Origin of the sequence: Mucilaginibacter phenanthrenivorans, from assembly GCF_024721155.1 — a bacterium.
In the GTDB taxonomy this organism is placed as follows: Bacteria; Bacteroidota; Bacteroidia; order Sphingobacteriales; family Sphingobacteriaceae; genus Mucilaginibacter; species Mucilaginibacter phenanthrenivorans.
Genome location: NZ_JAHVAP010000006.1, coordinates 141,429 through 166,488, shown reverse-complemented (window position 1 = coordinate 166,488; position 25,060 = coordinate 141,429). Strand labels below are relative to the sequence as shown.

Annotated in this window: 22 protein-coding genes; 13 read left to right on the top strand and 9 right to left on the bottom strand. The window is 43.7% G+C overall.

Annotation, left to right across the window (positions count from 1 at the left end):
• Window positions 1–17 precede the first annotated feature (17 nt).
• Window positions 18–893, top strand: a complete 876-nt coding sequence (ypfJ, locus tag KXD93_RS16170) for a KPN_02809 family neutral zinc metallopeptidase (protein WP_258138273.1) — start codon at window positions 18–20, stop codon at window positions 891–893.
• Window positions 894–912: 19 nt separating this feature from the next.
• On the opposite strand, the gene KXD93_RS16165 is transcribed toward ypfJ, so the two are convergent.
• Both KXD93_RS16165 and KXD93_RS16160 read right to left on the bottom strand, forming a co-directional pair.
• Window positions 913–1,914 carry a glycoside hydrolase family 43 protein gene (locus tag KXD93_RS16165; RefSeq protein ID WP_258138272.1) on the bottom strand — a complete coding sequence of 334 codons (1,002 nt, stop codon included), beginning with the start codon at window positions 1,912–1,914 and terminating at the stop codon, window positions 913–915.
• Window positions 1,915–1,926: 12 nt separating this feature from the next.
• Complete coding sequence (locus tag KXD93_RS16160; RefSeq protein WP_258138614.1) at window positions 1,927–3,138, bottom strand: DEAD/DEAH box helicase; 1,212 nt, start codon at window positions 3,136–3,138, stop codon at window positions 1,927–1,929.
• A 139-nt stretch (window positions 3,139–3,277) separates the two neighbouring features.
• Between KXD93_RS16160 and KXD93_RS16155 the strand changes: the two genes are divergently transcribed.
• On the top strand, window positions 3,278–4,231 hold the full coding sequence (locus KXD93_RS16155) for a hypothetical protein (RefSeq protein WP_258138271.1): 954 nt from the start codon (window positions 3,278–3,280) through the stop codon (window positions 4,229–4,231).
• 4 nt (window positions 4,232–4,235) lie between these two features.
• On the opposite strand, the gene KXD93_RS16150 is transcribed toward KXD93_RS16155, so the two are convergent.
• Window positions 4,236–5,303, bottom strand: coding sequence for an acyltransferase (locus KXD93_RS16150; RefSeq protein WP_258138270.1), 1,068 nt, complete (start codon window positions 5,301–5,303; stop codon window positions 4,236–4,238).
• A gap of 50 nt (window positions 5,304–5,353) precedes the next feature.
• Window positions 5,354–5,782: a CBS domain-containing protein gene (locus KXD93_RS16145; protein ID WP_258138268.1), complete on the bottom strand. Its 429-nt coding sequence runs from the start codon at window positions 5,780–5,782 to the stop codon at window positions 5,354–5,356.
• 714 nt (window positions 5,783–6,496) lie between these two features.
• Between KXD93_RS16145 and KXD93_RS16140 the strand changes: the two genes are divergently transcribed.
• The 3 genes from KXD93_RS16140 (at window position 6,497) to KXD93_RS16130 (ending at window position 9,661) form a co-directional block, all read left to right on the top strand.
• A complete protein-coding gene (locus KXD93_RS16140) occupies window positions 6,497–7,156 on the top strand; it encodes a 3-keto-disaccharide hydrolase (RefSeq protein ID WP_258138267.1) in 660 nt (219 codons plus the stop codon).
• Window positions 7,157–7,254: 98 nt separating this feature from the next.
• Window positions 7,255–9,000, top strand: coding sequence for a GMC family oxidoreductase (locus KXD93_RS16135; protein ID WP_258138266.1), 1,746 nt, complete (start codon window positions 7,255–7,257; stop codon window positions 8,998–9,000).
• 10 nt (window positions 9,001–9,010) lie between these two features.
• On the top strand, window positions 9,011–9,661 hold the full coding sequence (locus KXD93_RS16130; protein ID WP_258138265.1) for a gluconate 2-dehydrogenase subunit 3 family protein: 651 nt from the start codon (window positions 9,011–9,013) through the stop codon (window positions 9,659–9,661).
• 256 nt (window positions 9,662–9,917) lie between these two features.
• On the opposite strand, the gene KXD93_RS16125 is transcribed toward KXD93_RS16130, so the two are convergent.
• Window positions 9,918–11,447, bottom strand: a complete 1,530-nt coding sequence (locus KXD93_RS16125) for a serine hydrolase (RefSeq protein ID WP_258138264.1) — start codon at window positions 11,445–11,447, stop codon at window positions 9,918–9,920.
• A 112-nt stretch (window positions 11,448–11,559) separates the two neighbouring features.
• On the opposite strand from KXD93_RS16125, the gene KXD93_RS16120 reads away from it, so the two are divergent.
• A complete protein-coding gene (locus KXD93_RS16120) occupies window positions 11,560–13,728 on the top strand; it encodes a S9 family peptidase (protein WP_258138263.1) in 2,169 nt (722 codons plus the stop codon).
• Window positions 13,729–13,914: 186 nt separating this feature from the next.
• On the opposite strand, the gene KXD93_RS16115 is transcribed toward KXD93_RS16120, so the two are convergent.
• Window positions 13,915–14,325, bottom strand: coding sequence for a single-stranded DNA-binding protein (locus KXD93_RS16115; RefSeq protein WP_258138262.1), 411 nt, complete (start codon window positions 14,323–14,325; stop codon window positions 13,915–13,917).
• Between the two features lie 27 nt (window positions 14,326–14,352).
• The gene (mutY, locus tag KXD93_RS16110) at window positions 14,353–15,399 is read right to left on the bottom strand and encodes an A/G-specific adenine glycosylase (RefSeq protein WP_258138261.1); all 1,047 of its coding nucleotides are present in this window, start codon (window positions 15,397–15,399) and stop codon (window positions 14,353–14,355) included.
• A gap of 180 nt (window positions 15,400–15,579) precedes the next feature.
• Here mutY and KXD93_RS16105 point away from each other — a divergent pair, with 180 nt between their 5' ends.
• From KXD93_RS16105 to radA, 5 genes are all read left to right on the top strand, one after another.
• Window positions 15,580–15,873 (top strand): HU family DNA-binding protein, encoded by a 294-nt coding sequence (locus tag KXD93_RS16105; RefSeq protein WP_252792195.1) that lies wholly within the window; start codon window positions 15,580–15,582, stop codon window positions 15,871–15,873.
• Between the two features lie 12 nt (window positions 15,874–15,885).
• Window positions 15,886–16,761 (top strand): tetratricopeptide repeat protein, encoded by an 876-nt coding sequence (locus tag KXD93_RS16100; protein ID WP_258138260.1) that lies wholly within the window; start codon window positions 15,886–15,888, stop codon window positions 16,759–16,761.
• 323 nt (window positions 16,762–17,084) lie between these two features.
• Entirely contained in the window at window positions 17,085–18,632 is a 1,548-nt protein-coding gene (locus KXD93_RS16090) for an Rne/Rng family ribonuclease (protein ID WP_258138257.1), read from the top strand.
• Window positions 18,633–18,828: 196 nt separating this feature from the next.
• Window positions 18,829–19,653: a hypothetical protein gene (locus KXD93_RS16085; protein ID WP_258138256.1), complete on the top strand. Its 825-nt coding sequence runs from the start codon at window positions 18,829–18,831 to the stop codon at window positions 19,651–19,653.
• Window positions 19,654–19,797: 144 nt separating this feature from the next.
• Window positions 19,798–21,216 carry a DNA repair protein RadA gene (gene radA / locus KXD93_RS16080; protein WP_258138253.1) on the top strand — a complete coding sequence of 473 codons (1,419 nt, stop codon included), beginning with the start codon at window positions 19,798–19,800 and terminating at the stop codon, window positions 21,214–21,216.
• 138 nt (window positions 21,217–21,354) lie between these two features.
• Here radA and KXD93_RS16075 read toward each other — a convergent pair whose 3' ends face one another.
• Window positions 21,355–22,410 carry a DUF4932 domain-containing protein gene (locus KXD93_RS16075; RefSeq protein ID WP_258138252.1) on the bottom strand — a complete coding sequence of 352 codons (1,056 nt, stop codon included), beginning with the start codon at window positions 22,408–22,410 and terminating at the stop codon, window positions 21,355–21,357.
• A gap of 201 nt (window positions 22,411–22,611) precedes the next feature.
• Here KXD93_RS16075 and KXD93_RS16070 point away from each other — a divergent pair, with 201 nt between their 5' ends.
• Both KXD93_RS16070 and KXD93_RS16065 read left to right on the top strand, forming a co-directional pair.
• Window positions 22,612–23,670, top strand: a complete 1,059-nt coding sequence (locus KXD93_RS16070) for a sensor histidine kinase (RefSeq protein WP_258138251.1) — start codon at window positions 22,612–22,614, stop codon at window positions 23,668–23,670.
• Window positions 23,667–24,389: a LytR/AlgR family response regulator transcription factor gene (locus tag KXD93_RS16065; RefSeq protein WP_258138250.1), complete on the top strand. Its 723-nt coding sequence runs from the start codon at window positions 23,667–23,669 to the stop codon at window positions 24,387–24,389. The genes KXD93_RS16070 and KXD93_RS16065 overlap by 4 nt, the downstream gene beginning before the upstream one ends.
• Window positions 24,390–24,458: 69 nt before the next feature.
• Here the strand turns inward: KXD93_RS16065 and KXD93_RS16060 are convergent, their stop codons facing one another.
• On the bottom strand, window positions 24,459–24,917 hold the full coding sequence (locus KXD93_RS16060; protein ID WP_258138249.1) for a nuclear transport factor 2 family protein: 459 nt from the start codon (window positions 24,915–24,917) through the stop codon (window positions 24,459–24,461).
• Window positions 24,918–25,060 lie beyond the last annotated feature (143 nt).

Here is a 25,060-nt window from a genome sequence, read left to right as displayed (position 1 = left end):
CATTAATTATAAATACTATGCAATGGTTTGGCGGACGCGAAAGCGATAATGTTGAGGAGGGCAGCAGCAGCGGCGGTGGTCGCGGTTTGTTTTTTGGCGGTGGAATAATAGGGTTTATCGGTCTGTTAATTTACCTGTTTACCGGCGTTAATCCGGCCCAGCTATTTAATGGGCAGGGCGGCGCTGACAGTACACAACAAAATACCCGGGTTACTAACGGTGCGGAAGGCACTCAGAAAAAATTTGCGCGCGTTGTATTGGCAGGCACCGAAGATGTTTGGACACAAATATTCAGCAGCATGAACCGCACCTATACCAAACCAACGCTGCATTTATATAGCGAGGGCGTACAGGCCCGGGGTTGCGGCTTTGCCAGCTCAGCAACCGGGCCGTTTTACTGCCCTGCAGATCAAAAAGTTTATTTAGATACTTCGTTTTTTGCCGAAATGCAACAGCGTTTCCAGGCGCCGGGCGAATTTGCCGCGGCCTATGTTATAGCCCATGAGGTTGGTCATCATGTACAAAACTTGCTTGGTATTTCTCAAAAAATGGATGAGGCAAGGCAGCGACTAAGCCAAACTGCCTACAACAAGCTTTCGGTTAAACTTGAGTTACAGGCCGATTTTTATGCCGGCGTTTGGGCACATTATGAGGCAAAGAGCCATCAAAATAATATTATAATTAACCGGTCGGATATTGATTCAGCGCTGGTGGCAGCACATGCCATTGGTGACGACCGGCTGCAGCAAAAATACCAGGGCCGCGTTGAGCCCGATAGCTTCACCCACGGCACATCAAAACAACGTGCTTATTGGTTTAAAAAGGGTTTTGATACCGGGGATATTAACCAGGGTAATACCTTTACAGCAAACGATTTGGAAGAAGAACAATAATAGCAAAAGCGCTTATCTATTATTTTATTACCCTTGCTTGCACCCCTTCATTTGTGATCTTAACAGGCTCGATCATCCCATTCTTATCAAAATACATTTTATCGATACAAACCACGCGGTGATTGCCGTCGGTTTCACCAAGCGGGCGGCGGTGGTATACAATATACCATTCATCTGTTCCCGGCACATTGATAACCGAGTGGTGGCCCGCGCCGGTAGCAATATTTGGATCCTGCTTTAATATAGTCGCTATCCGTTTAAACGGACCGAAAGGCGTATTACCAATGGCATAAGCTACGCGGTAATCGGGGCCTGTCCAGCCACCTTCGCTCCACATTAAATAATATTTGCCTTTGCGCTTAAACATCACCGGGCCTTCAACATAATCCTTGGGTGTGATGAGTTTAAAGGTTTCGCCATCGTCAAACGGGGTAACGCCTGTAAAATCGTCCTTCAACTTAGCAATGTTGCACTGACCCCAACCACCATATATAATATAGTATTGGCCGTTATCATCTCTAAAAACAAACTGATCTATCGGTTGCGCCTTGTTATAAATTTTGCCGATCAGCGGTTTGCCTAACAAATCCTTAAAAGGGCCAGCCGGACTATCAGATACGCCAACACCAATGCCGCCAATTTCCTTTTGATCATCATGAATATCATTCGCGCCAAAGAACAAATAATATTTGCCACCCTTTTCGGTTACCGCAGGAGCCCATAACGCACGCTTTACCCATTTTACCTGGCTGCTGTCGATAACATGTTCATGCTTTGTCCAGTGCACCAAATCGGTTGATGAAAAGGCATCCATAAATACCTGGTCGTTGTATTTGGCAGAGTAGGTAGGATACACCCAATAAGTTTTATCGAAGATCTTTGCTTCCGGATCAGCATACCAGCCTTTAAAGATAGGGTTGCCGGATGTTTCCTTTTTTTGTGCTAACGCGATGGTAGTTTGAGCTACCAAAACGATCAACAAAATCCTTTTAGCTAATTTCAGGTACATGGTTTTCATCATGTTGTATTATTTTTATTTTCGTGCCTGGCCTTTATTACCCCAGCGTTTTTGAGGGGGCCTCCTGTTGGGTGAATGTTCCTGCTTAACCTGCTCAATTGACCTTAATTCATCAGGCACGTCTATCAGGCGGATAGGTTTGTCTATCAATTGTTCAATGCTTTTTAGCTTGCGCTCATCACGGTGATTTACGAAGGTGATGGCGGTACCTGTAGTTTCTGCACGTGCGGTACGACCGATGCGGTGAATATAATCCTCCGGATCGCCGGGAACATCGTAATTGATAACAAGGTCGATACCCTCCACATCAATACCTCGCGAAAGTGCATCTGTACCGATGATAACCGGAAGCTGCTTGTTTTTAAAGTTGAGCAGGATCTCTTCGCGTTCCTTTTGTTCCAAATCGGAATGAAAGGCGCTAACCTTAAAATGGGCTTGCTTTAATTCCTTCGTTAATGATTTTACGATCTCTTTTCTCGAGCAGAATATGATCACGCTGGCATATGACCCATTTTTCAAAATCATTTGCAGCAAAGGCGTTTTCTGCTGATCATGAACGCGGTAGATCTGCTGATCGATCCCCACTGCCGGTTGCGATAACGCAATGTTTATTTGCTCAGGGTTATTCAACACCGTTTTTGCAAGTGTGCGAATGCGCCCGGGCATGGTGGCCGAGAACAACAACGTTTGCCTTTGCTTGGGCAGGTAGCTGATGATTTTCATAATATCGTCCGAGAAACCCATGTCGAGCATGCGGTCCGCCTCGTCTAATATTAAATGCGTCAGGTGGTTAAGCTTTAACACGCCTGAGGTAAGGTGAGCAATCAGCCTGCCTGGTGTAGCAATGATGATGTTCACATTATTCTGGATGCCGCGGCGCTGTTGCTCGTAAGCACTGCCGTCGCCGCCGCCGAATACAGCTATGGAGCTGATGCCCGTGAAATAGGCAAGCCCTTCCACCTGCTGATCTATCTGCTGGGCCAGCTCACGCGTTGGCGCTAAAATAAGCGTGCTGGTGTGGTGCTTATTGGTTTTGCCAATCTGATCCAGCACCGGCAACAGGTATGCGCCTGTTTTGCCCGTACCTGTCTGTGCGCAGGCAATAATGTCTTGTCCGTTTAATATGATCGGGATGGCCATGGCCTGTATTGGGGTTGGAGTAGTGAACCCCATGCTCTCGATGCCTTCGAATAAATCGTCGTTAAAATTGAATTCCTTGAATGTCACTATATGTATATAGGTGATGAGGTATGCAAGGTAGGAAAAAAATGTTGTGTTATACGCCCAAACCATTAAAAAACCGTTGGTAACGGTTGAATAACCTATGTTATTATTTAACATCTTACTTCATTTGCCTCAAAAGTTTATGAACAGGATCTTATTTATTGGCTGCATATTATTAACCTATGTCACAACTTATGCCCAGGATGTTAAAACCGCAATACTCAAGGATTCCGCCCGGATTTTTGGCAAGGATGTCATATCCAAAGGTGATTTTGTTTTTAATGCTTCTTTTACACCTGGCAATAAAACTGTATATTTTAGCAAGGCTACCATAAACTTTGGGTATATCGCTATTTTCTATTCGGTAAATAGCGGCTCGGGATGGTCGGAACCGGGGGCTGTTGATTTTACCGGCACCTATCGCGATACAGATCCGTTTGTCTCGGCCGATAGCAAGCGGCTGTATTTCGCATCAGACCGTCCGCTCGATGGCAAGCCATTTAAGGATTACGATTATCATTACTACTATGTTGAGCTAAGTGGCAATAAGATAATTTCAAAGCCTGTTTTATTCGATTTGCCTGTACCTGCAGGTTCTACGCCTACCTATCTCTCATTTGCCGACAACGGGAACGCTTATTTCTTTATTTCGGATGGTAAGAGCGACGCGGATATTTATACTTGCAAACTTCAAAATGGTAAATACCTGCCGGCAGAAAAGCTATCCTTTGATGATCCGAAGTATTTTGATTTTGATCCTGTTATCGCTCACAATGAAAGCTTCATTATCTTTTGCAGCAACAACCGCAAGGGGTTAGGCTCCGGCGATTTGTGGGTTTCATTTAAAAAAGATAATGGGTGGACCGAGCCGGTAAACCTTGGTCCTAAAGTAAACACCAAAGGCAATGATGGTGCGCCGGGACTGTCGCGGGATGACAAAAAACTATATTTTACTTCGTTCAGGGAAACTACTGACAGGCCGGTTTATAAGAATGGAAGGGCAAAAACCGAAGCAATTAATAAATTGATGCATTCAACAAAAAATGCCATCCGGAGCATTTATGAGATTGATATATCTGATCTAAAAAATCGGTAAATGGTTATACTGTGGCCCTTAACAATGGCACCAGCCGGATCAGCTTTGTTAACCCATACGATAAAGCAAGCACTACTATGCCCTTAAAAGGGATCACCCAAAGCAAACTTTGATTGCCGAAACCCAAACCCAGGTATAACTTGTCGAACAGTAAACGCATCCAAAGCACATGCACAATATAAATACCATAGCTTTCCCTACCCAGCTGGCTCATGACGCTTTTAAACCAGGTTTGCCCTGGCCCAAAAGCATGGTTCTTGAGTAAAAGGAACAAGCCCGCCAGCGTAAATGGAATTTCCGGTGTAAAATCACTTTCAATTATTTCAAGGGCACTTTTATCACCCTGGGTATGCAGCAATACAGTGGCTGCTATTGACGCAACGATGGACAGAATGCCTAACCCGTAAATAATATTCAATTGCTGTTTTGAAAAGCTGAAGTGCTGCAAATAATAGCCCAGCATAAAATAGCCCAGGTAGCCGGTGAAGCCATATAATTCGACGCCAAGGGATAACCCGTATATAATGCCGATCATCCCAAATACACAATTGGTTATAAACCATAATACAATGAAATAGAACACCAGGCTTCTGCTTGCCGCACGCACAAACGCATTTAACACCGGATATATAAGGTAGATGCCAATAAGCATATACAAAAACCAGAAATGGAAAACCAGCGGACCCTGGTAAAAGGTTTTGAGAGCTACTATCAAATGAAACTGCCCATAGCCCTTATCGGTGCTGTATTGAAATATTTCATAAAAAACACTCCATACCAAAAGCGGGATCACCAGGCGGGGGAGGCGTTTTGTAAATAGTTCCTTAATGGTAATTTCCTTTGCAGGATCTAATAGCAGCGCCCCGCTCAGCAGCACAAACATGGGCACACAAAAACGGGTTAAGCCATTATAGAAGGCAGCCGACAGCCAGTCAGTGGTTGGCAATTTGCCATATTGGTCCACCTGGTCAGCAGAATTGTGCAGGATGATTACCGCAAAAATTGCCAGTGCCCGTAAAAAATCAAAATAAAAATTGCGATCTCTTGTTTTATCCTGTTTTAGATCGGCCATTACAAATTGATGAACGTGAATATCGTCATGGCTGATCTTTAATTATGGTTCTACGATTGAATGTAACTCTTTAAATGTTCAATGGTTTCCTCGTGCGAAATTATGGTTTCCGTAACCACATCGCTTATGGATATAATGCCGCACAACATGTTATCCCTGAAGACGGGCAGATAGCGGATATTATTTTCACTCATCACATGCATGCAGGTTTCAACAGAGTTTTCGGGGATCATATGTGGAAATTCCGTGCTCATAATTTCCCTTACCTGTGTTTCAAGGGATGATTTGCCCTGCAGGATCACTTTGCGGGCATAGTCGCGTTCGGTAAGTAATCCGGCATACGCACCATCTTCAGTAATAACAACTGAGCCAATATTTTTGTCAGACATCAGTTTTAGTGCGTCTAAAACGGTAGTGCTGCCATCAATGGCAATTACGCTGCTTCCCTTACGGGTAAGGATGTTGGATACTTTCTTCATAATGGTTTGGTTATCAATGGTGAATTGGTATATCAAATATAATAAATGATATTCAAGAAACTATATTAAAAAAAGGAAATTTAGATGAACAATTACTGGTCTAACTACTTAACTATTAGTTAATTGTAAAATAGCGATTACAATTAATCTATCTAAATGTAAAAGCGTAAGTTTGCACCCCCTCTTTTTGATAACCTATATTAGATGCCGATGCAGAAGAAAATTCTTAGATGCCACAAATGTTCCGCACCTTATCATTTTACCAAACCCAGGAATTGGATTGGGCGTAACCTGCTCTTTTTTTTACCAATAAAAAGATTTTTTTGCGCTAAATGTTTAACAGATCGTTATCGTCTTATTACAGACAAAGAGCTCGAAGAATATAAGAGAGTCTAGGTGATAGTAGAAAAGTCCGAAAATAGGTAAAGTCCGGAAAATAAAGCAATTGTTGATTTTAATGATTGTTGGATTTTAGTTGGCGGGTTTTGTCTGATTGTTCCGACTGCTTTGTAGTTTTTATTTATTGTTTCTCTCCTTAGGGTTTGGCCAATTTTCGGTCTCCCTCTGTAACAATATTCCCGCTGTTTTTTCATCGAACAGAAAATTATTCTAATTTTACTACCCATTGTAATAGCTGCAGAGCGAACGCGTTTGTTAATAAACTAAATGCATTTACTGCTGTCAAACACAACAAACGAAAAACTAATCATCAACATGAAAAAAATTCTGTTAAGTATCCTTGCAACCGCGGCTGTAAGTTGTTCGCTTATGGCGCAAACCACCAAATTATTCGACGGCAAAACTACGACTGGCTGGCACAGCTATTTAAAAACCGGACCCGGCGCATGGAAGGTTGTTGACGGCGCATTACAGCTTGATCCGAAAGCAGCCGACGGCGCCGATTTGGTTACCGACAACGAATACGAAAATTATGAGCTTTCATTGGAGTGGAAAATTGAAGCAGGCGGTAATAGCGGTATAATTTTCGGGGTTCATGAGGATCCGTCTTTTGGGGCAACCTATTTAACAGGTATCGAAATGCAGGTGTTGGATGATAAAGGTGCTGAAGATAATAAAAAGGCTAATCACCTGGCAGGTTCACTGTATGATTTAAAGGCGCCATCTGCGGCCGCAAAACCAGCCGGTGAATGGAATAAAATAAAACTCCGCTATGACCATGGTCAAATAACCTTCTGGATGAACGGTATCAAAACCGTTGACGTAAAAATTGGTAGCCCCGAATGGCAGGAATTGTTAAATAATAGTAAATTTAAAACCTGGAAAAGCTTTGCCACATACCCGAAAGGACATATCGCTTTGCAGGATCATGGCGCAGTAGTTTGTTTTAAAAATATCACGATTAAGCAACTTTAATTACTTTAGCCATTCGTTAGTGGTCATTAGTCGTTAGTATCGATTTGGTACTGTTGGCAATAAATGACCAATGACAAATGCCTAATGACCAAAACAACATGGATAATAACATACAAATTAAAAAATCGGCAACCGTATACGACGCTATAATTGTTGGCTCGGGTGCAGGTGGCGGCATGGCAGGATATGTGTTGGCTCATGCCGGTTTAAAAGTTTTAATGCTGGAGGCTGGTCCGTTTTTCGATCCGGCTAAAGACTCGCTTCAATTAAAATGGCCGTATGAGTCGGCCCGTCGCGGTGCGGGAACTACCCGTTACTTCGGCGATTTTGATGCTGCCTACGGTGGCTGGCAAATTGAGGGGGAGCCTTACACTACAAAGGACAACACGGAATTCCATTGGTTCCGCTCGCGGATGCTGGGTGGCCGTACCAATCACTGGGGCCGTATTTCGTTACGTATGGGCCCAGATGATTTTAAGGGACATCACCTTGATGGTTTAACAGACGACTGGCCGATCAGCTATGATGATGTAAAACCATTTTATGATAAAGTTGACCGTATGATTGGTGTTTACGGTACCGTTGAAGGTTTGCCAAATGAGCCGGACGGCATATTTTTACCGCCGCCAAAGCCAAGGTTGAACGAACTTTACATTAAAAAAGGTGCTGCAAAGGCGGGCGTTAAGGTAATTGCTGGTCGTGGGTCTGTACTTACAGAAGCTTTGCCGGGTAATAAGGACCGTGGAGCATGTTTCTTTTGCGGACAGTGCGGACGTAGCTGTAAAGTTTATGGCGATTTTTCTTCGTCATCATGCCTGGTTATCCCGGCTATAAAAACAGGGAATTTAAAGGTTATTGCTAACGCGATGGTACGCGAAGTGCTTACTGATGACAATGGCCTGGCAACAGGTGTATCGTACATCAGCAAGGAGGACATGCAGGAATACCAGGTAAAGGCGGGCATCGTTATTTTAGGTGCAAGCGCCGGCGAATCAGCCAGGTTGCTGCTTAACTCAAAATCGTCAAAACACCCTAATGGACTGGCAAACAGCAGCGGGGTAGTTGGAAGATACCTGCATGATTCAACCGGATCAAGCGCAGGTGGCTGGCTGCCTGAACTGATGGACCGTAAGCGTTATAACGAAGACGGTGTGGGCAGTGTGCATATTTATGGTCCGTGGGTAAAAGATAATAAAAAACTGAATTTTCCGCGTGGTTACCACATCGAGTTTGGTGGTGGTTTACACATGCCGGGCTACGGCTTTAGCGGCGGTATCCAGGATATGAATGGTGTTGTGCCGGGTAAGGACGGCAAAATGAAGGAAGCCGGTGGTTTTGGCGCTGATCTGAAAAATGACTACCGTCGTTTTTACGGAACCGGCTTTGGCATGGCTGGTCGTGGTACGGCCATTGCCCGTTATGACAACTATTGCGAGATTGACCCGGATGTGGTTGATAAATTCGGGATCCCTGTTTTGCGTTTCCACTACAAATGGAGCGACTATGAGATAAACCAGGCCAAACACATGCAGGATACCTTCCAGGAAATTATGCACAACATGGGTGGGGCTATTTATGGCCCTCCTGCCGGAAAGGAAACCAGCTACGGTTTGGAAGCTCCCGGCATGATCATCCATGAGGTTGGTACCGTGCGCATGGGCGATGATCCTAAAAAATCGGCCTTAAATAAATACAGCCAGGCACATGATTGCAAGAACTTGTTTGTGGTAGATGCAGCGCCGTTTGTACAGCAAGGCGACAAAAATGCTACCTGGACTATATTGGCATTAAGCATGCGCACCGCAGAATACATTTTAGCTCAACGTAAAAAAATTAACGTTTAATCATTACAACATGAACAGACGCGATTCCCTAAAAGCTATAGGCTTCGGTACCCTTTCAACAGGGATCCTGCTGGAGGCCTGTAAGCCAAAAGATAATAAATTAGCAGAAGACAGCACCGGTACAGGCGCTGCAGCCGGCGACACCACAGGCAGGCAGCCCTTTGAAGTTGAACTTGAAAAAAAGCTTAATGCTGAGAAATTCTTCAACGACCATGAAATGGCCACAATAACTGTATTGGGCGATATCATTATTCCAAAGGATGCCCGCTCAGGCAGTGCGTCGGATGCGAAGGTGCCCGCCTTTATTGAGTTTATTGTAAAGGACATGCCCGATCATCAAACGCCGATGCGCGGCGGCCTGCGCTGGTTAGACCTGCAATGCCTGAATCGTTATGGCAAAACCTTTGTTGATGCCAGCAGCAGCCAGCAAATTGAAATGGTAACGGAAATTGCTTATCCTAAAAAAGCCAAGCCGGAAATGGCGCAGGGTGTTTCCTTTTTTAACCGGATGCGCGATTTAACCGCGTCAGGTTTCTATACCTCTAAAATAGGTATTGAAGATTTGGGTTATGTGGGCAACTCGCCAGGCAAATGGGATGGCGTACCGGCCGATGTGCTAAAGCAATACGACATCCAGGACCCATGGGGAAATAAATGGTAAACTAAACTAAGATTGAACTAAGATTTTTAGGAGATAAGGATTATAGGATTGCCTGGCGAAGGGCAATCCTTTTTTTGTGGGTTTGATAGTGGTGTTTTAAAAATAAAAAGCATCTTTTGTCATTCTGAGCGAGAGCGAAGAATCTTCAGTAAGCGACATTCACGATAGCAAGGTATACCGACTACTTATCGCACGCAGACTTTTCGCTCTTTCAAGATTCTTCGCTCTCGCTCAGAATGACAAAACAAATCAAAAATCACTCCTTCCTAAAATCATAAGCTCCCTGCTCCACAAAATCGGCAACCTTAACGTGAATGCTTTTTACCGTGCCGTTTTGTACAGTAAATGGAAAAACTGCCTTGCCTAAGGTGGGGTCGGAGAACGTTGCATAAAAGCGATTCCCGCCCAGGGGCTGCAGGTGCGTATACATCTTGGGGTGATGCTCAAAGCGGATCTCCAGGTCATTGTTCTCGCCCTGGGTAATGGTTAAGGATCCATAAAAATCATTCACATATTTACCCGTGTAGCTTGAGGCCGATAAAGCAGGCGGACGATTTAACGCCACGGAATCCCTTAGCTTTTTATCAGCAGCTTGCTCAGTTGCTGAATTATTTTTATACGCCGCTAAATAGGTATCAGTATAGTCACGGTATTGGAGTTTAAAATATGCGTCCATTATCTCCCAGCGCAATGCGTCGTAAAATTCGTTTTGGTCGGTATTGGTTAATATAACTATGCCCAGGTTGTCTTTAGGTACCAGGGTAACCGAGGATAGATAACCGTTTACCCCGCCATCGTGCATAACCAGGTGATGCCCTGCATAATCCTGTATAAACCAGCCGAGGCCATAAAGCTCGTAATCACTTTCGCCATTCAGGTGGTTTACATTACCAACAATATCCTGTGGCTGGCGGGTGGCTGCTATGGCTGCAGCGGGGATCACCTGCCTTGCACCAACCTTGCCATTATCAAGCAAGGTGTAGATCCATTTGCTCATGTCATTTATGGACGAGCTAATGCCTCCTGCCGGGGCCAGCGCGTCTATCTGGCAATAGGGGATGGGCGACAAACGGCCATCGATAAGCGTGTGCGGCACTGTCCTGTTCAATGATTTTGGCAGTTCGGCGCTTAATGCCAGTGTATTGCTCATCCCCAGTGGGGCAAAAATATTTTCCTTTATATAGGTTTCCCAGGGCTTCCCGGTAACCACAGGAATGATCTCGCCTGCGGTTAAAAACGCCGCGTTGGTATAACCCCATTTGGTACGGAACGGATAGGCTGCCTTTAACGTACCAAGCCTTTGAATAACATCGGCGCGGGTTAAATTAGTGTTATAAAAGGTGAAATCGCCCTGGAAGGTCTGGAAGCCGAGTCGATGACACAGCAGGTCGCGAATGACGGCCATTTCGCCGGCGGCTTTATCCTCCAGCTTAAATTGCGGCAGGTATTTGGTAACCTTATCATCCAGCGACAGCTTTTTGTTGGCTTGCAGCATGGCTAGAGCAGTTGCGGTAAATGCCTTGGTATTACTGCCTATCATAAACAATGTATTGATGTCGACCTTGGCAGGCTGCCCAAGCTCTTTAATACCATATGCTTTCATCAATACAATTTTGTTATCCTTAACAATACAAACGGCAGCGCCGGGGATGCGCCAGTTGGTTAATGAGCGGTTTATATAGAAATCGAGGCTATCCCGTAAAAATTTACTCCTGTCGATCTTTTGTGCGAAAGTGAACGAAACGGCGATAAAAAAGATGGACAATACAACAAGTATTTTTTTCATTACAGGTATTTATTACACATATTAATGTGCTAATTTAACGGAAAATTTACGGCAGGATTATTTCTGAACAAAATAAACAAAAACTAAATCAATGATTATTAAAATTTACAGAATGAGGTTAGTACCTCTTATTATTTTGGTACTAATGCTTTCGCAGCTGACCGCGATGGCGCAGCGCAGCAAAACGCACTGGGCTGCTGATGGTTATCAATATTATCGCCAGCAAGCGTCTGGCATAGTAGAACTGGATACCCGCGATCCGGAAAAGAAAACAGTTATAGTATCTACAGAAATGCTAACCCCTCCGGGGAAAAGTCCGCTTAAGGTGGCCAACTTCTTCCTATCGGACGATGGAAAAAAGGTTTTGATATTTACCAATACACAACGTGTTTGGCGCTATAATACCCGTGGCGATTATTGGGTGTATGACATGACCGCCAAAACCCTGAAACAAATAGGAACTGCACGGCCGGTATCATCCCTGATGTTTGCCAAGTTATCGCCTGATGGTACGAAGGCAGCCTATGTTAGCGAGCACAATATTTTTACAGAAGATTTAGCAACAGGTGCGGTTAAACAACTAACTACTGATGGTACCAAAACCCTTATCAATGGTACATTCGATTGGGCTTATGAGGAAGAATTTGATTGCCGGGATGGTTTCCGCTGGTCGCCTGATAGCAGGAGTATTGCTTACTGGCAGATAGATGCCGCCAGCACCAAAAAATATTTGATGCTGAACACTACGGACTCTATCTATCCATATGTGGTTCCGGTTGAGTATCCTGTTGCAGGCGAAAATCCAAGCTCATGCAAAATTGCGGTGGTTGATGTTACCTCCGGTAAAATAACCTGGATGAACATTCCGGGCGATGCGATCCAGCATTATATCCCACGAATGGAATGGACAACCAGTTCAAACGAGATCATCCTGGAACAACTGAACCGGGCACAAACAGAAAGCAAGATCTTCACAGCTAACATATCGAATGGGACGGCAAGGGTGATCCATAGCGAAACTGATAAAGCCTGGATTGATGGTAAATCACGATGGAACGACGGCGACCCGGTAGGATGGGAATGGATAAACAAAGGCAAGGATTTTTTATGGATCAGCGAAAAGGATGGCTGGAGACATATTTCAAAAATCGACAGGGATGGTAAGGAAACGCTGATCACCAAGGGTGACTACGATGTAGAATCCCTAAATCTTATTGACGAGGCAGGCGGCTATGTTTATTTTATGGCGTCGCCGGATAATGCTACTCAACGATATCTTTATCGTATTAAACTGAGCGGTGGCAAGGCTGAGCGCGTTACACCGGCAGATCAGCCGGGAACGCATATTTATGAGATTTCTCCAAACGGAAAGATCGGCTTGCATACCTTCTCTAACATTTATACGCCTTACTTAAGTGAGGTAATAAGCTTACCCGATCATAAACACATCAGCGGTGCGCCTATTAAATTAAATACCGAAGCCAAAAACAAGCCCGAGTTTTTTAAAGTGAAAACAGTTGATGGCGTGGAAATGGACGGCTGGATGGTTAAACCAACCAACTTCGACCCGACAAAAAAATACCCGGTTGTATTTTATGTTTACAGCGAGCCGGCAGGCGCAACTGTTAATGATGCCTATGGAAATGGGATGAACGGCGAGTACGTTGGCAATATGGCAAATGATGGCTATATCTATATGTCGCTTGATAACCGGGGTACACCGGCGCCTAAAGGAGCTGCGTGGCGTAAATCTATTTACAAAAACATAGGTATTGTGAATATTGAGGACCAGGCCATGGGCGCAAAGGAGATCCTGAAATGGCCTTTCATCGATTCAACCCGCGTAGCAGTTTGGGGATGGAGCGGCGGTGGCTCCTGTACGCTTAACCTGATGTTCCAGCACCCTGAAATATATAAAACAGGGATAGCAGTTGCAGCAGTAGGATGGCAGCTTACTTATGATAATATTTACCAGGAGCGTTACATGGGTGTGCCCATTGACGACGAAAGCCGCCAGGTATTTATAAAAGGCTCACCTATAACTTATGCTAAAAATCTACGTGGTAATTTGCTGTACGTACATGGCACAGGCGATGATAACGTACATTATAAAAATGCAGAGATGCTGATCAACGAACTGGTTAAATATAACAGGCAGTTCCAGCTGATGTCGTACCCTAACAGGTCGCATGGTATTTATGAAGGGCCGGGTACCAGCTTGCATTTACGTACGCTTTATACGCAATATTTGAAGGAGCATTGCCCTCCGGGGGGTAGATAATACCGCCATATTGTCATTGCGAGTGATAGCGCGGCAACCGCGAACTTAAAGGGCGAATAGAAAGGTGTATAACCTGCAAGTAGTCTTGCATAGTTCGCGGTTGCTTCGTACCTCGCAATGACATATTGAACAACAAAAGCCACGAGGAATACCCTGCGTGGCTTTTTATTTATAGTTATAATTGGTTCAATAAGATACAGTGTCCGAATCTGCAATTCCATCCGATGCCTTTGCAGTAGATCTTCCTATGCCATCACCCTCAAAATCGGTTTTGCGGCCGAGCAAGGTAAAGTTTTCTGCAACTACTTCTGTGGTGTATTTTTTTATGCCTTCCTTGTCTTCAAATGAGCGGGTGCGTAGTTTGCCCTCGATATAAACAAGCTTGCCTTTTTGCAGAAACTTTGCAGCCACATCAGCCAGCCCACGCCACATAACAATATTGTGCCATTCGGTTTGTTCAACCTTGCGCCCATCCTTGTTAAAACTTTCGGAAGTTGCTAATGGAAAACTCACTACTGAAACACCACCCTCTAAAGAACGGGCCTCCGGATCCTTACCCAGGTGACCCACTAATATAACTTTATTAACGCCAGACATATATATTGTAAAGCAACAAAAAATATATTACAAATTAAAAATATTTTTTAGAAATATAAATATGATCCTGGGCAGTGCTATGTTTTTAATATTTTCAACAGGCGTATAAAACCAGTTCTCCTGTAATTTTATGGGTTGATTTTGCAATATGATGAGGCGGACATATAACCTTTGATGCGTAAGTACGTGCTTTTTTACAGGAGAAATTTCAGAGATTTTAAGTTCGTTGCCAAAAAAATCAACCACTTGCGGATGGGTGAAAAGTTCCTCGGTGGAAACCATGGCGGGGGTTTCTATTAACGGCAGATCGTACATATTTGCCCAAATATCAGAATGGTTCCTTTTGTTAATCAGTACTTTATGATCGTCTGCTATCAAGAAGTAACTGAAGTATCGTTCTCGAATCTTTAACTTATTCAGCTTAACCGGAAGTGTGTTAATGGCATTGTGCGTAAATGCATAGCAGCCTGTGCGGACAGGGCAAATGCCGCATGCCGGATTTTTTGGCTTGCAAACTGTGGCGCCAAACTCCATCATCGCCTGGTTATGTAATCCCGGGTTTTTCTTATTAAGAAAATCGTTTGCCGCTTGTTGAAATATTTTTTTTCCTTTTGTGCTGTTTATAGGTTCGTCAATGCCAAGATAGCGCGCCAGTACCCGGTAAACATTCCCGTCCACCACTGCCTTGGCTTCGTTTGCCGAAAATGAGGCGATAGCTGCTGCGGTGTATTCGCCGATCCCCTTCAATTTAATAAGCTGGTCATAACTTTGCGGAAATTCGCCATCGTAAAGCTCCTGGACAAGTTGGGCGGTTTTTAGCATGTTCCTCCCGCGGCTGTAATAACCCAGGCCCTGCCAAAGCTTCAGGATGTCGTCTTCATTGGCGGCGGCAAAGGCGCTAACATTTGGATATTTTTCAACAAAACGGTTAAAATAAGGTAAGCCCTGCTCTACGCGGGTTTGTTGTAAAATAATTTCCGATAACCATATAGTATAAGCGTCTGTTGTGTTTCGCCACGGCAGGTCGCGCTTGTTTTCAAGGTACCATTGTGTCAGCTCGTTGTTAAAATTCATCGGAGGCAAAAGTAATAAGTAAAAGGCTGCATTTTAACGCTAAATTTGCTGCCTTGGGGCTGTAATTCAGCGTGTAATAAAAAAAATATGTTAATTATTTCAATCTTTAGTAATAAAGAGATACTTTTGCAACCCCAAATCAGTTAAGTAATAGTATAATAAATAAAAGAAAAAGCAGATATGACTAAGGCAGAAATTATAACTGAGATCTCATCCAAGACAGGTATTGAGAAAGTTGACGTTCAGGAAACTGTTGAGGCGTTTTTTAAAGTAGTGAAATCCTCAATGATGGGTGGCGAAAACGTTTATGTAAGAGGTTTCGGTAGTTTTGTAGTAAAGAAAAGAGCTAAAAAAACAGCTCGTAATATTTCAAAAAACACTGCCATCATTATCCCTGAACATTTTGTACCAAGCTTTAAGCCAGCAAAAACATTTGTTGATAAAGTTCGTACAGGTAACAAAATCACCAAGTAATTTTACGGCACAATGCATAAAAAACAAATAGTAGTAGTTGCAATAGTTTTTGCTGTTATGACCTGTTTGTTTTTTATGCCTGTTAAAGGGCTTATCAAAGCTAAGGAGGATGCGGGACATTCAAAACCCGCCGCCGCCCCAAGCAAGCCGGTTACTACTGTAGATGTAACTATGGTATCATCGGCATCTAAAATTTTAATAGGTCCTGCACTATCGGCACAGATCAATGACACCGAGGCCCGGTTAAAAAAGGCCATGGATGAGTCAGACAAACTGAGCCTGGAAAAGAAATTGGCAAAGCTTTGGGACGATGTAAATCAACCAGGGCCGGCAGCATTTTACTACCAGGCTGTTGCCGAAAAGGAAAACAAGTTTGATGAATGGGTAAATGCCGGCAGCCACTTTAATGATGCCTACAAGCGCACACAGGATACGGCGGCGCAGCCTACATTTGTTATAAACGCAATTGCAAGCTATAAAAACGCCGTTAAGCTTAATTCAGCCGATCTTGATGCTAAAACCGGTTTAGGTATTGCTTATGTAAACCAAACCAGTTCAGGTATTACTGATCCGGACGGAGGTTCGCCAATGCAAGGTATCATGCTGCTGCTTGACGTTGTTAAGCAGGATCCTAAAAACCACAATGCAAACTTAAGCCTTGGTTTATTTGCAATGAAAAGCGGGCAGTACGAAAAAGCTGTAGCAAGGTTTAAAACAGTAATTGCACAGAAGGCCGAGGCCGAACCTTATTTCTACCTCGCTGAAAGTTACAAGCAATTAGGACAAAAAAAGGAAGCTATCGACGCCTACGAAAAATGTAAGGAAATGATGTCTGATCCACAATTTACTCAGCAGATTGACCAATACATAAAGGAATTAAAGAATTAATCACAAATAAAAATTATTATTATGCCCAGCGGTAAAAAACGTAAAAGACACAAAATGGCTACCCATAAACGCAAAAAGCGTTTAAGAAAGAACAGACATAAGAAAAAATAAGCAGTGTTGTTAAGTCGATAGTCTTTAGTTGTAAGTCTAAAGTCTATTCGATGTTTTATTGATTCGGTGCTACCGACTCAGGACTTAAGACTATCTACTTCCCACACTAATACCCCCGGCTTATATTCCTGTTTATTTACAACAGGCGATTTTGTTTTTTACCCACTTATTAACGTGCGGTTTAATAACCGCTTTAAGAAATGGAGTAGCAGTTGATAAAAGAATTAATTATCGATTCATCCCCCAGCGGGACTACTATTGCATTATTACAGGACAAACAGCTTGTAGAACTACACAAAGAGCAGATCAGCAACAATTATACTGTTGGTGACATCTACCTCGGCCGGATCAAAAAGATCATGCCCGGGTTGAATGCTGCTTTTGTTGACGTAGGCTACGAGAAGGATGCCTTTTTGCATTACCTTGATCTTGGTCCGCAGGTGCAGAGCCTGCTTAAGCTGACCAAGCAAGTACGTAGCGGGGGATACCAGTCAAAGCTTTTAGATAATTTTAAGCTTGATGCTGATATTAATAAAGGGGGTAAGATCTCGGAGTTATTATCAAAGAATCAGCTTATACCTGTACAGATAGCCAAGGAGCCCATTTCAACAAAGGGCCCGCGCTTAAGTTCAGATATATCTATAGCCGGACGATACGTAGTATTGGTGCCGTTTTCGGAGGTTATCTCTATCTCGAAAAAGATAAAGAGCAACACCGAGCGTACCCGTTTGCGTAAAATTGTTGAAAGTATTAAGCCGAAGCATTTTGGAGTTATTATCCGCACCGTATCTGAAAATAAGGGTGTGGTTGAGCTGCAAAAAGATCTGCTGGACCTGATCTCGAAGTGGGAGTCGTTTATTACGCGCCTGCCATCCATTGAGCCTGCTAAAAAGGCACTCGGCGAGATTGACCGCACATCAACTTTGCTGCGTGATATTTTAAACCCGGATTTTCAGCACATTTATGTGAATGATAACAGCATGTTCGAAGAGGTTCGCTCTTACGTTCATGAGATCTCGCCTGATTTGGAGAGCATCGTTAGGTTCCATAAAAACAGTGTGCCGATATTCGAGCATTACGGCATTGACAAGCAGATAAAGGGAGCCTTTGGTAAAACAGTAAACCTTGCAGGCGGCGCCTACCTGGTTATTGAGCATACCGAAGCGCTGCACGTTATCGATGTAAACAGCGGTAACCGCACGGCTAGTAAAGAGAACCAGGAGGAGAATGCTTTCCAGGTGAATAAGGAGGCTGCCAAGGAAATTGCACGCCAGCTTAGGCTGCGTGATATGGGCGGCATTGTGGTTATCGACTTTATAGATATGCACAAGCCAAACAACCGCAAGGACCTGTTTGACTACCTGCGCGGCGAAATGGCGCACGACAGGGCTAAGCATACAATTTTGCCGCCAAGTAAATTTGGCCTGGTACAAATAACCCGTCAGCGTGTGCGCCCTGAAATGAACATTGTTACCAATGAGGTTTGCCCAACTTGTAACGGTACCGGTGCCATCAGGCCTACTATTTTATTGCTTGATGATATCGAAACCAACTTTAACTATATTTTGGTTGAACAGAACGAGAAGAACATTACACTTATTGTTCACCCTTATATTGAAGCTTACATTAAGAAGGGCTTTATAAACCGCCAGGTAAAATGGTTCATGAAATACAACCAGTGGATTAAGGTTAAAAGCAATCCTGCTTACCAGATCACTGAATTTCACTTCTTCTCAGGTGCTGAAGAAATAAAGTTGTAATGTGCGAATTCCGGATGTGAGAATGTGCGGATGAGAGAAAATATTGAATGTGCGGACTTCGAAAGAGGTTCGCACATTTTTTTTAAGACCCTATTTGCATTTTTAATCCGCACATCCGCACATCAAAAATCCGCACATTGTTCTTTCTTTTGCTATTATTTTTAGTATTTTCGTGGATCGTAAAGCGTTTTGTTTAATGACAGGTACATTAGCCCAGCTTATTTCATTGGTTTCATATGGGAATGAATTTTTGGATTCGGGCGTAATGCCTGAAAATTTCTATCCTGAAAACTCTGTATTCCGGTTTTGTAATGGGGTTAAGTTTGTGGCATTTAGAAAGAAGCTCTTTTCTTCTGAATTTAAGGAAGTTGAGATAGCTGATGATCCTTATAAATGGTTCAAACTGTTAAAGAAGGAAAAGTGTAAAGCGCTGCGTGTATTTTACGAGAGCTCAAAAGATCAAACCAGAGGCCCTGACCATAAGCTGGCCGGTTTTGTTGGCGGTGGCGGAACATGGCTGCTAGAAGCTATCTTTAACAAATATTCGGATTTCTATGCAAACAACTGGACGGTGACCAATAAGGATGCTGCTGACAAAAGGATCTGGAGCATAAAATATGGCAACACCGCATGGGATCAGCCTATAGTAAACCAGCAGTTTGATTTGTTGGAGACAAAAAATGAATTAGCTGATGCTTTGTTGATGATCACAGCATTCGCAAACAAGCATAAGTTGAATAATTGGGCGGATGTGTTTACCAGGGCGCAGAAGGCGCTAGAAAGTGATGAGCCATCTGCAGGATTTTACCACACCGACCTGGTGGTAACCGAAAACTATTCATTAGCTGCACGGGAGGTTTTGTTTGCTGCGGGACTGGCGTGGGTTTTCGGAGGCATGGGCTCATGGAACGACCTGGGTTTTAAAATTGAAAAAGATAAGAAAGCTTATGATGAACTTTCGGCAGCTTTGTATGCTGCGATAAATAAAAGTATAGTAGCGGCAATAAATTCAAATAATTAATAATGGTGACGCATAAGATTAGCTCTGTGTTACCTGGCGTTTTCTCTCCGTGTCTCCGCGGTAAATAATAACCACAGAGTTAGCAGAGAAGGCACGGAGATCGCAATAATATTCGTAAATCGTAATTCTAAAATTGTAAATCAATTGGCCAAATCAAAAATTGCATATTTCTGTCAGAGCTGTGGCTATGAATCGGCTAAGTGGCTGGGTAAATGTCCGTCGTGTTCACAGTGGAACACCTTTGTTGAGGAAGTAATTGAAAAGGCAAACGTATCGGTTCCCAACTGGAAGACTGCCTCAACCACCCAGCAGCGCGCTAATAAGCCGGTGCAGGTTGCCGATATTACCTTTACCGAAGAAGACAGGCTGCTAACCCCTGATGCAGAATTTAACCGCGTTTTGGGCGGTGGAATTGTTGCAGGGTCATTAGTATTGATAGGCGGGGAGCCGGGCATAGGTAAATCAACATTGATGTTGCAATTAGCCCTGAACATGCCGAATTTGAAGGTGCTTTATGTATCCGGTGAGGAAAGCGACCGGCAGATAAAGATGAGGGCTGAGAGGTTGGCCCCCCAACCCCCTGAAGGGGGAGTATTAGGAAGCGGCTGTTTTATATTAACAGAGACATCAACCCAAAACATATTTAAACAGATTGAAGCTTTGGAGCCTGATTTGGTGGTGATCGATTCTATCCAGACTTTACATTCCGCGCATATTGAATCTACGCCGGGGAGTGTGTCGCAGGTTAGGGAATGTACTGCAGAAATGCTGCGTTTTGCAAAGGAAAGTTCTACGCCGGTATTTTTGATCGGCCACATTACCAAGGATGGCATGATTGCCGGTCCGAAGATATTGGAACATATGGTTGATACCGTTCTGCAGTTTGAGGGTGACAGGCACCATGTATACCGCATTTTGCGCACGGTGAAAAATCGCTTTGGCTCGTCATCGGAACTTGGGATTTATGAAATGCTTGGCGAGGGGTTGAGGGAAGTTTCCAATCCGTCGGAGATCCTGCTTTCTCAACGCGATGAACCTTTAAGCGGGATTACAATTTCGGCTACCTTAGAGGGGATGCGCCCAATGCTGATAGAAACCCAGGCATTGGTAAGTATTTCGGCCTATGGCACCCCACAGCGTACCGCTACGGGCTTTGATACCAAGCGCATGAGTATGTTGCTGGCTGTGCTTGAAAAGCGCTGCGGGTTTAAGCTTGGCGCAAAGGACGTGTTCTTAAACATCACCGGCGGCATCAGGGTAGAGGACCCTGCTATCGACCTTGGGTTGGCTGTAGCCATCATTTCATCGCATGAGGATATCGCTATTTCCACAAAAACATGCTTCGCGGGCGAGATCGGTTTATCAGGCGAGATCCGCGCAGTTAACCGCGTGGAGCAACGCATTGCCGAGGCACAGAAACTAGGTTTCGAACAGATCTTTATTTCTAAATATAACCTGCCTGCAGGCGGCCAGGACAGGAAAAAGATCGATCTGTCCCGCTATAAGATAGAGGTACGGGTGGTAAGTAATATTGAAGAGGTGTTTGGAATATTGTTTGGGTAATATCAATTAAAAACTACTATCTCCAATTTTGTCATTGCGAACGAGGAACGAGTGAAGCAACCTCGTCGCCATGCATATCCGCTCTGCTTGCGACGAGGTTGCCACGCTATCGCTCGCAATGACAAAGTTTTATTAAAATCAGGATTTCTTCGGATATTTCTCTTTCAAATACTTCAAAATCTCCGGGAAAAAATCAGCAAAGTTTTTGTACTTGTTTGAGTTGAGATAATTGTCGTAAATAAACGGCGCTAAACCCTCTACATAAATGAAATTGTTTGCGGTTTCACGCGCCACCTGGCGTTTGTAGGCCTGTTCGTTGCGGTATTTTTTATAAAGCGACGCAGTTATCGATCTTACCATGTTTTCGTCGAAACAATAAGCCCAGTTGCTGATCTGGTTGCGGTGCATCCCCTCATCATCCTTGTTGAACAGGTAGCTCATATCGGCAATCTCCTTTTCATACTTTTTAAGTAAGGTGTTGATGTATACATGGCTGCCCTCATGCCAAACCAGGTTCTCGAAGTTCTTAAACTCAAAAACAGGGTCGGTGTTAACGGAGCCGCCCTCCTTAAAATAGCCGGTATTGTAAACCAACCAATCGGAAAATTGGGGATTAAGGGTCTTGGTCATAATGGCATGCGAACCCCAGCTATTTAGCGGGTCGATGCAGATATACCAGTGAATGTCTGTATCGTATTTGTAAAAATCCTGCAGCTTCCTGATGAGTTTGCCCGAATCAACGTTGGCCTTCAGCTCGTCGCCCCATTTGGTATAACGCGCCTGGTGCTGCTGGAAGAAATCCCAGAAGTGGGTATCATTAAAGAAGTCTTTACAAAGCTTGATGTATTCCAGTACGTTTTCCTTGCCGTACATTTTATACCAGCTCATTTCCACAGGTTCATAGATCTTGATATTCGGGAAATCGCTCATACACCAGCCAAGCTCAACCAGGTCGGTATAGGTTTTGTCGAATGACATCACCTTTTTTACGGCCGGATGATCTTTGTATTTCCCGAAATAATCCATCACTTCCTTGCTATACGCCGATGGATTGGGCTGCGGGTATTTATCTCCCAGGATCTGTACAATGGTAAACAGCTCAACTCCCGGATGAACGGTTACCTTAAGCTGATCCTGGCAAAACGCCACTGCCGGTAGTAGCGCGATCAGGCTGATGACTAATATTTTTTTCATGTTGATAAAATTTAATGGCACAAACATGAAGCGAATAAAGCCTTCTAAAAATTACGATTGATGAACCGGGAAATTTTATTGATGAACCCCGATATCGCCTTGTCTTGATGTTGAACTAAAAATAAAAGCGTTCGTCATTAAATTTTAGGCGTTCATGTATTTGGATGACAATAAGCTGTAAAGCTGTTTTATCTTTAAGCGATGAAACGCAAGTACGTTATAATACTGCATATAACTTTTTGGGTGCTCTTATTGGCCAATAACCTATGGGGCTCAATAGGGAGGGGGATTTTGAGCGGACACCAGAGCCGGCCAATCGACCTGCAACTGTTTTGCAGGTACTCAATTATTGAAATAGGGTTCCTGCTGCTGCCTGTAACCTGCTTTTATAGCGCCTGCCTGCTGGTAGCTCCTCAGCTTATTGAAAAGAAGAAGTACGTAAACGCAGCACTGCTGGCTGTAATGTTGTTTTTCTTTATTGTGGCATTCCGTTATGTAATGGAATACTATTTTTTTGTCCCGGTTTTAAATTTTGATAACTATAGAGGGCACCCCTATTCTCCAGGGCGTTATCTAACCAATGTTTTCTTTGTTTACTTCCCAAGCTATTTTGTTTATGGGCTCATGTATTTTTTTGTTGAGGACTGGTACAGGGCCCGCCAGCGGCAACAGGAATTTGAAAAGGAAAAAGCTACTGCAGAACTAACTTTTTTGCGCTCGCAATTAAACCCCCATTTTTTGTTTAACAGCATTAATGACATTTATTCGCTCACTTACCAGCAGTCGGAACAGGCGCCGGCGGCTTTACTGAAGTTGTCAGAAATCCTGCGTTACATGCTGCGGGAGGGCGGGCAGAACACCGTTTCGCTGCAAAGCGAGGTTAGTTACCTGGAAAACGTGATAGCGTTACAACGGATCAGCACCAAGGGCGCGGCTTGCATAAATTTTAACATAGAGGGCTATATCGGCGGGCAACAAATAGCCACATTGCTTTTAATTGCCTTTGTAGAGAATGCCTTTAAGCACGGTGTGCTAAACGATGCGGTTAGTCCGGTAGATATTAGCTTGCACGCCACAAATGAAGAAATTCAATTTAGCGTTCGCAACAAAAAGAACGACCATCAGAAGGATAAAACATCCGGTATCGGCTTGAACAATGTACGCCGCAGGCTGGAACTGATGTACCCGGTGAAGCATATTTTAACCATTGACGATGCACCTGAATTTTATACCGTTAACTTAACGCTGCAATTGACATGAAATTGAGGTGCCTTATAATTGATGATAAACCTTTAGCTATTGACATCCTGGCTGATTATACGCGTAAGGTGCCTTTTCTTGAGCTTGTGGCCACTACTACCAATCCTATTGAGGGGCTGAATATAGTTCGTGAACAAAACATCGACCTTGTGTTCCTGGATATTCAAATGCCCGAACTAACCGGCATTCAGTTTATAAAAATATCCGGAAAGCAATGCAAAATAGTCCTCACCACGGCCTATACGGAATATGCGCTGGATGGCTACGAGCACGACGTGGTGGATTACTTGCTAAAGCCTATCGCGTTTGAACGATTTTACCGTGCTGCGGAAAAAGCATTTAACTTAATTGCAATTCAGCCGAATAGTAACATCAAGGCTGCGCCAATAGTAGTTACCGAAAAACCTGCGGAATATTTATTTGTAAAGACAGAGCACCGCATCCAAAAAATAAACCTGGTTGATATTTTATATATCGAAGCGTTGCAAAATTACGTTTCCCTCAATACTACAGCGGGCCGGGTAATGAGCCTGCAGCCGCTAAAGAAAATTGAAGAACAACTGCCTGCCGTTGAATTTATCAGGGTACATAAATCTTATATCATCTCCCTAAGGCACATCAGCTCGGTTGAACGCAGCCGCATCTTTATCGGGGATACGATTATCCCGGTAGGAGATAGTTACCGGGATGGGTTTTATAAGGTGATAGAGAAGTCTTAAGTCGGAAGTCGTTAGTTCTGAGTCTTTTTAAATATTGACTCAAGACTACAGACTATGGCCTTAGAAAAACTATTCAATACAATTATCCTTTCGCCTGGTATCAACAATATAAATTATTTTCCAACCATTGGCAGTTTTCATTAGCGAAAACACATCAACCCCACAATGACTGAATTTATCGCCCAGGTAAAATTTATAGGGAGCCCAAACGCTGGCCAGGTCGCCGTCAATTTTTATATCGCCGTAAACAATACGCTCGTCATAAACGCCTGTATGTGGGGTGCCAATGATCTTTGCAAAATCATTGGCGCTGTCAGTTGAGATAGCAGATTTGCCGTCTTTGCCTGTTGAAACGCTTTGTAATACCATTTCCTTAGCAAAAACGGATTTCAGCAGGGTGCTGTCGCCCTTGCGCATGGCATCGAACATGGTGTTGATAGATTGTTTAACACCATCCGTTGCAGATTGTTGGGCGAAGGTGCTGATGGAAATCATCAATAGGATAATGGCAGGTAGTAACTTCTTCATATTTAATTATTTGATACAATTTAGGTATTTTTTTAATCAATTAAAAACCTTGTCATTGCGAGGAGGAACGACGAAGCAACCTCGTAGCTATACAGAGCGACAGAACAGTGTAGAATTTGCATAGTGTTAATGCATTGGCGATG

What these genes read in the sequence shown, in the direction of transcription:
- ypfJ (WP_258138273.1), top strand. Translation starts at nt 18, where the DNA reads ATGCAATGGTTTGGCGGACGCGAAAGCGATAATGTTGAGGAGGGCAGC.
- KXD93_RS16165 (WP_258138272.1), bottom strand. Translation starts at nt 1,914, where the DNA reads ATGATGAAAACCATGTACCTGAAATTAGCTAAAAGGATTTTGTTGATC.
- KXD93_RS16155 (WP_258138271.1), top strand. Translation starts at nt 3,278, where the DNA reads ATGAACAGGATCTTATTTATTGGCTGCATATTATTAACCTATGTCACA.
- KXD93_RS16150 (WP_258138270.1), bottom strand. Translation starts at nt 5,303, where the DNA reads ATGGCCGATCTAAAACAGGATAAAACAAGAGATCGCAATTTTTATTTT.
- KXD93_RS16145 (WP_258138268.1), bottom strand. Translation starts at nt 5,782, where the DNA reads ATGAAGAAAGTATCCAACATCCTTACCCGTAAGGGAAGCAGCGTAATT.
- KXD93_RS16140 (WP_258138267.1), top strand. Translation starts at nt 6,497, where the DNA reads ATGAAAAAAATTCTGTTAAGTATCCTTGCAACCGCGGCTGTAAGTTGT.
- KXD93_RS16135 (WP_258138266.1), top strand. Translation starts at nt 7,255, where the DNA reads ATGGATAATAACATACAAATTAAAAAATCGGCAACCGTATACGACGCT.
- KXD93_RS16130 (WP_258138265.1), top strand. Translation starts at nt 9,011, where the DNA reads ATGAACAGACGCGATTCCCTAAAAGCTATAGGCTTCGGTACCCTTTCA.
- KXD93_RS16125 (WP_258138264.1), bottom strand. Translation starts at nt 11,447, where the DNA reads ATGAAAAAAATACTTGTTGTATTGTCCATCTTTTTTATCGCCGTTTCG.
- KXD93_RS16120 (WP_258138263.1), top strand. Translation starts at nt 11,560, where the DNA reads ATGAGGTTAGTACCTCTTATTATTTTGGTACTAATGCTTTCGCAGCTG.
- KXD93_RS16115 (WP_258138262.1), bottom strand. Translation starts at nt 14,325, where the DNA reads ATGTCTGGCGTTAATAAAGTTATATTAGTGGGTCACCTGGGTAAGGAT.
- mutY (WP_258138261.1), bottom strand. Translation starts at nt 15,399, where the DNA reads ATGAATTTTAACAACGAGCTGACACAATGGTACCTTGAAAACAAGCGC.
- KXD93_RS16105 (WP_252792195.1), top strand. Translation starts at nt 15,580, where the DNA reads ATGACTAAGGCAGAAATTATAACTGAGATCTCATCCAAGACAGGTATT.
- KXD93_RS16100 (WP_258138260.1), top strand. Translation starts at nt 15,886, where the DNA reads ATGCATAAAAAACAAATAGTAGTAGTTGCAATAGTTTTTGCTGTTATG.
- KXD93_RS16085 (WP_258138256.1), top strand. Translation starts at nt 18,829, where the DNA reads ATGACAGGTACATTAGCCCAGCTTATTTCATTGGTTTCATATGGGAAT.
- KXD93_RS16075 (WP_258138252.1), bottom strand. Translation starts at nt 22,410, where the DNA reads ATGAAAAAAATATTAGTCATCAGCCTGATCGCGCTACTACCGGCAGTG.
- KXD93_RS16070 (WP_258138251.1), top strand. Translation starts at nt 22,612, where the DNA reads ATGAAACGCAAGTACGTTATAATACTGCATATAACTTTTTGGGTGCTC.
- KXD93_RS16065 (WP_258138250.1), top strand. Translation starts at nt 23,667, where the DNA reads ATGAAATTGAGGTGCCTTATAATTGATGATAAACCTTTAGCTATTGAC.
- KXD93_RS16060 (WP_258138249.1), bottom strand. Translation starts at nt 24,917, where the DNA reads ATGAAGAAGTTACTACCTGCCATTATCCTATTGATGATTTCCATCAGC.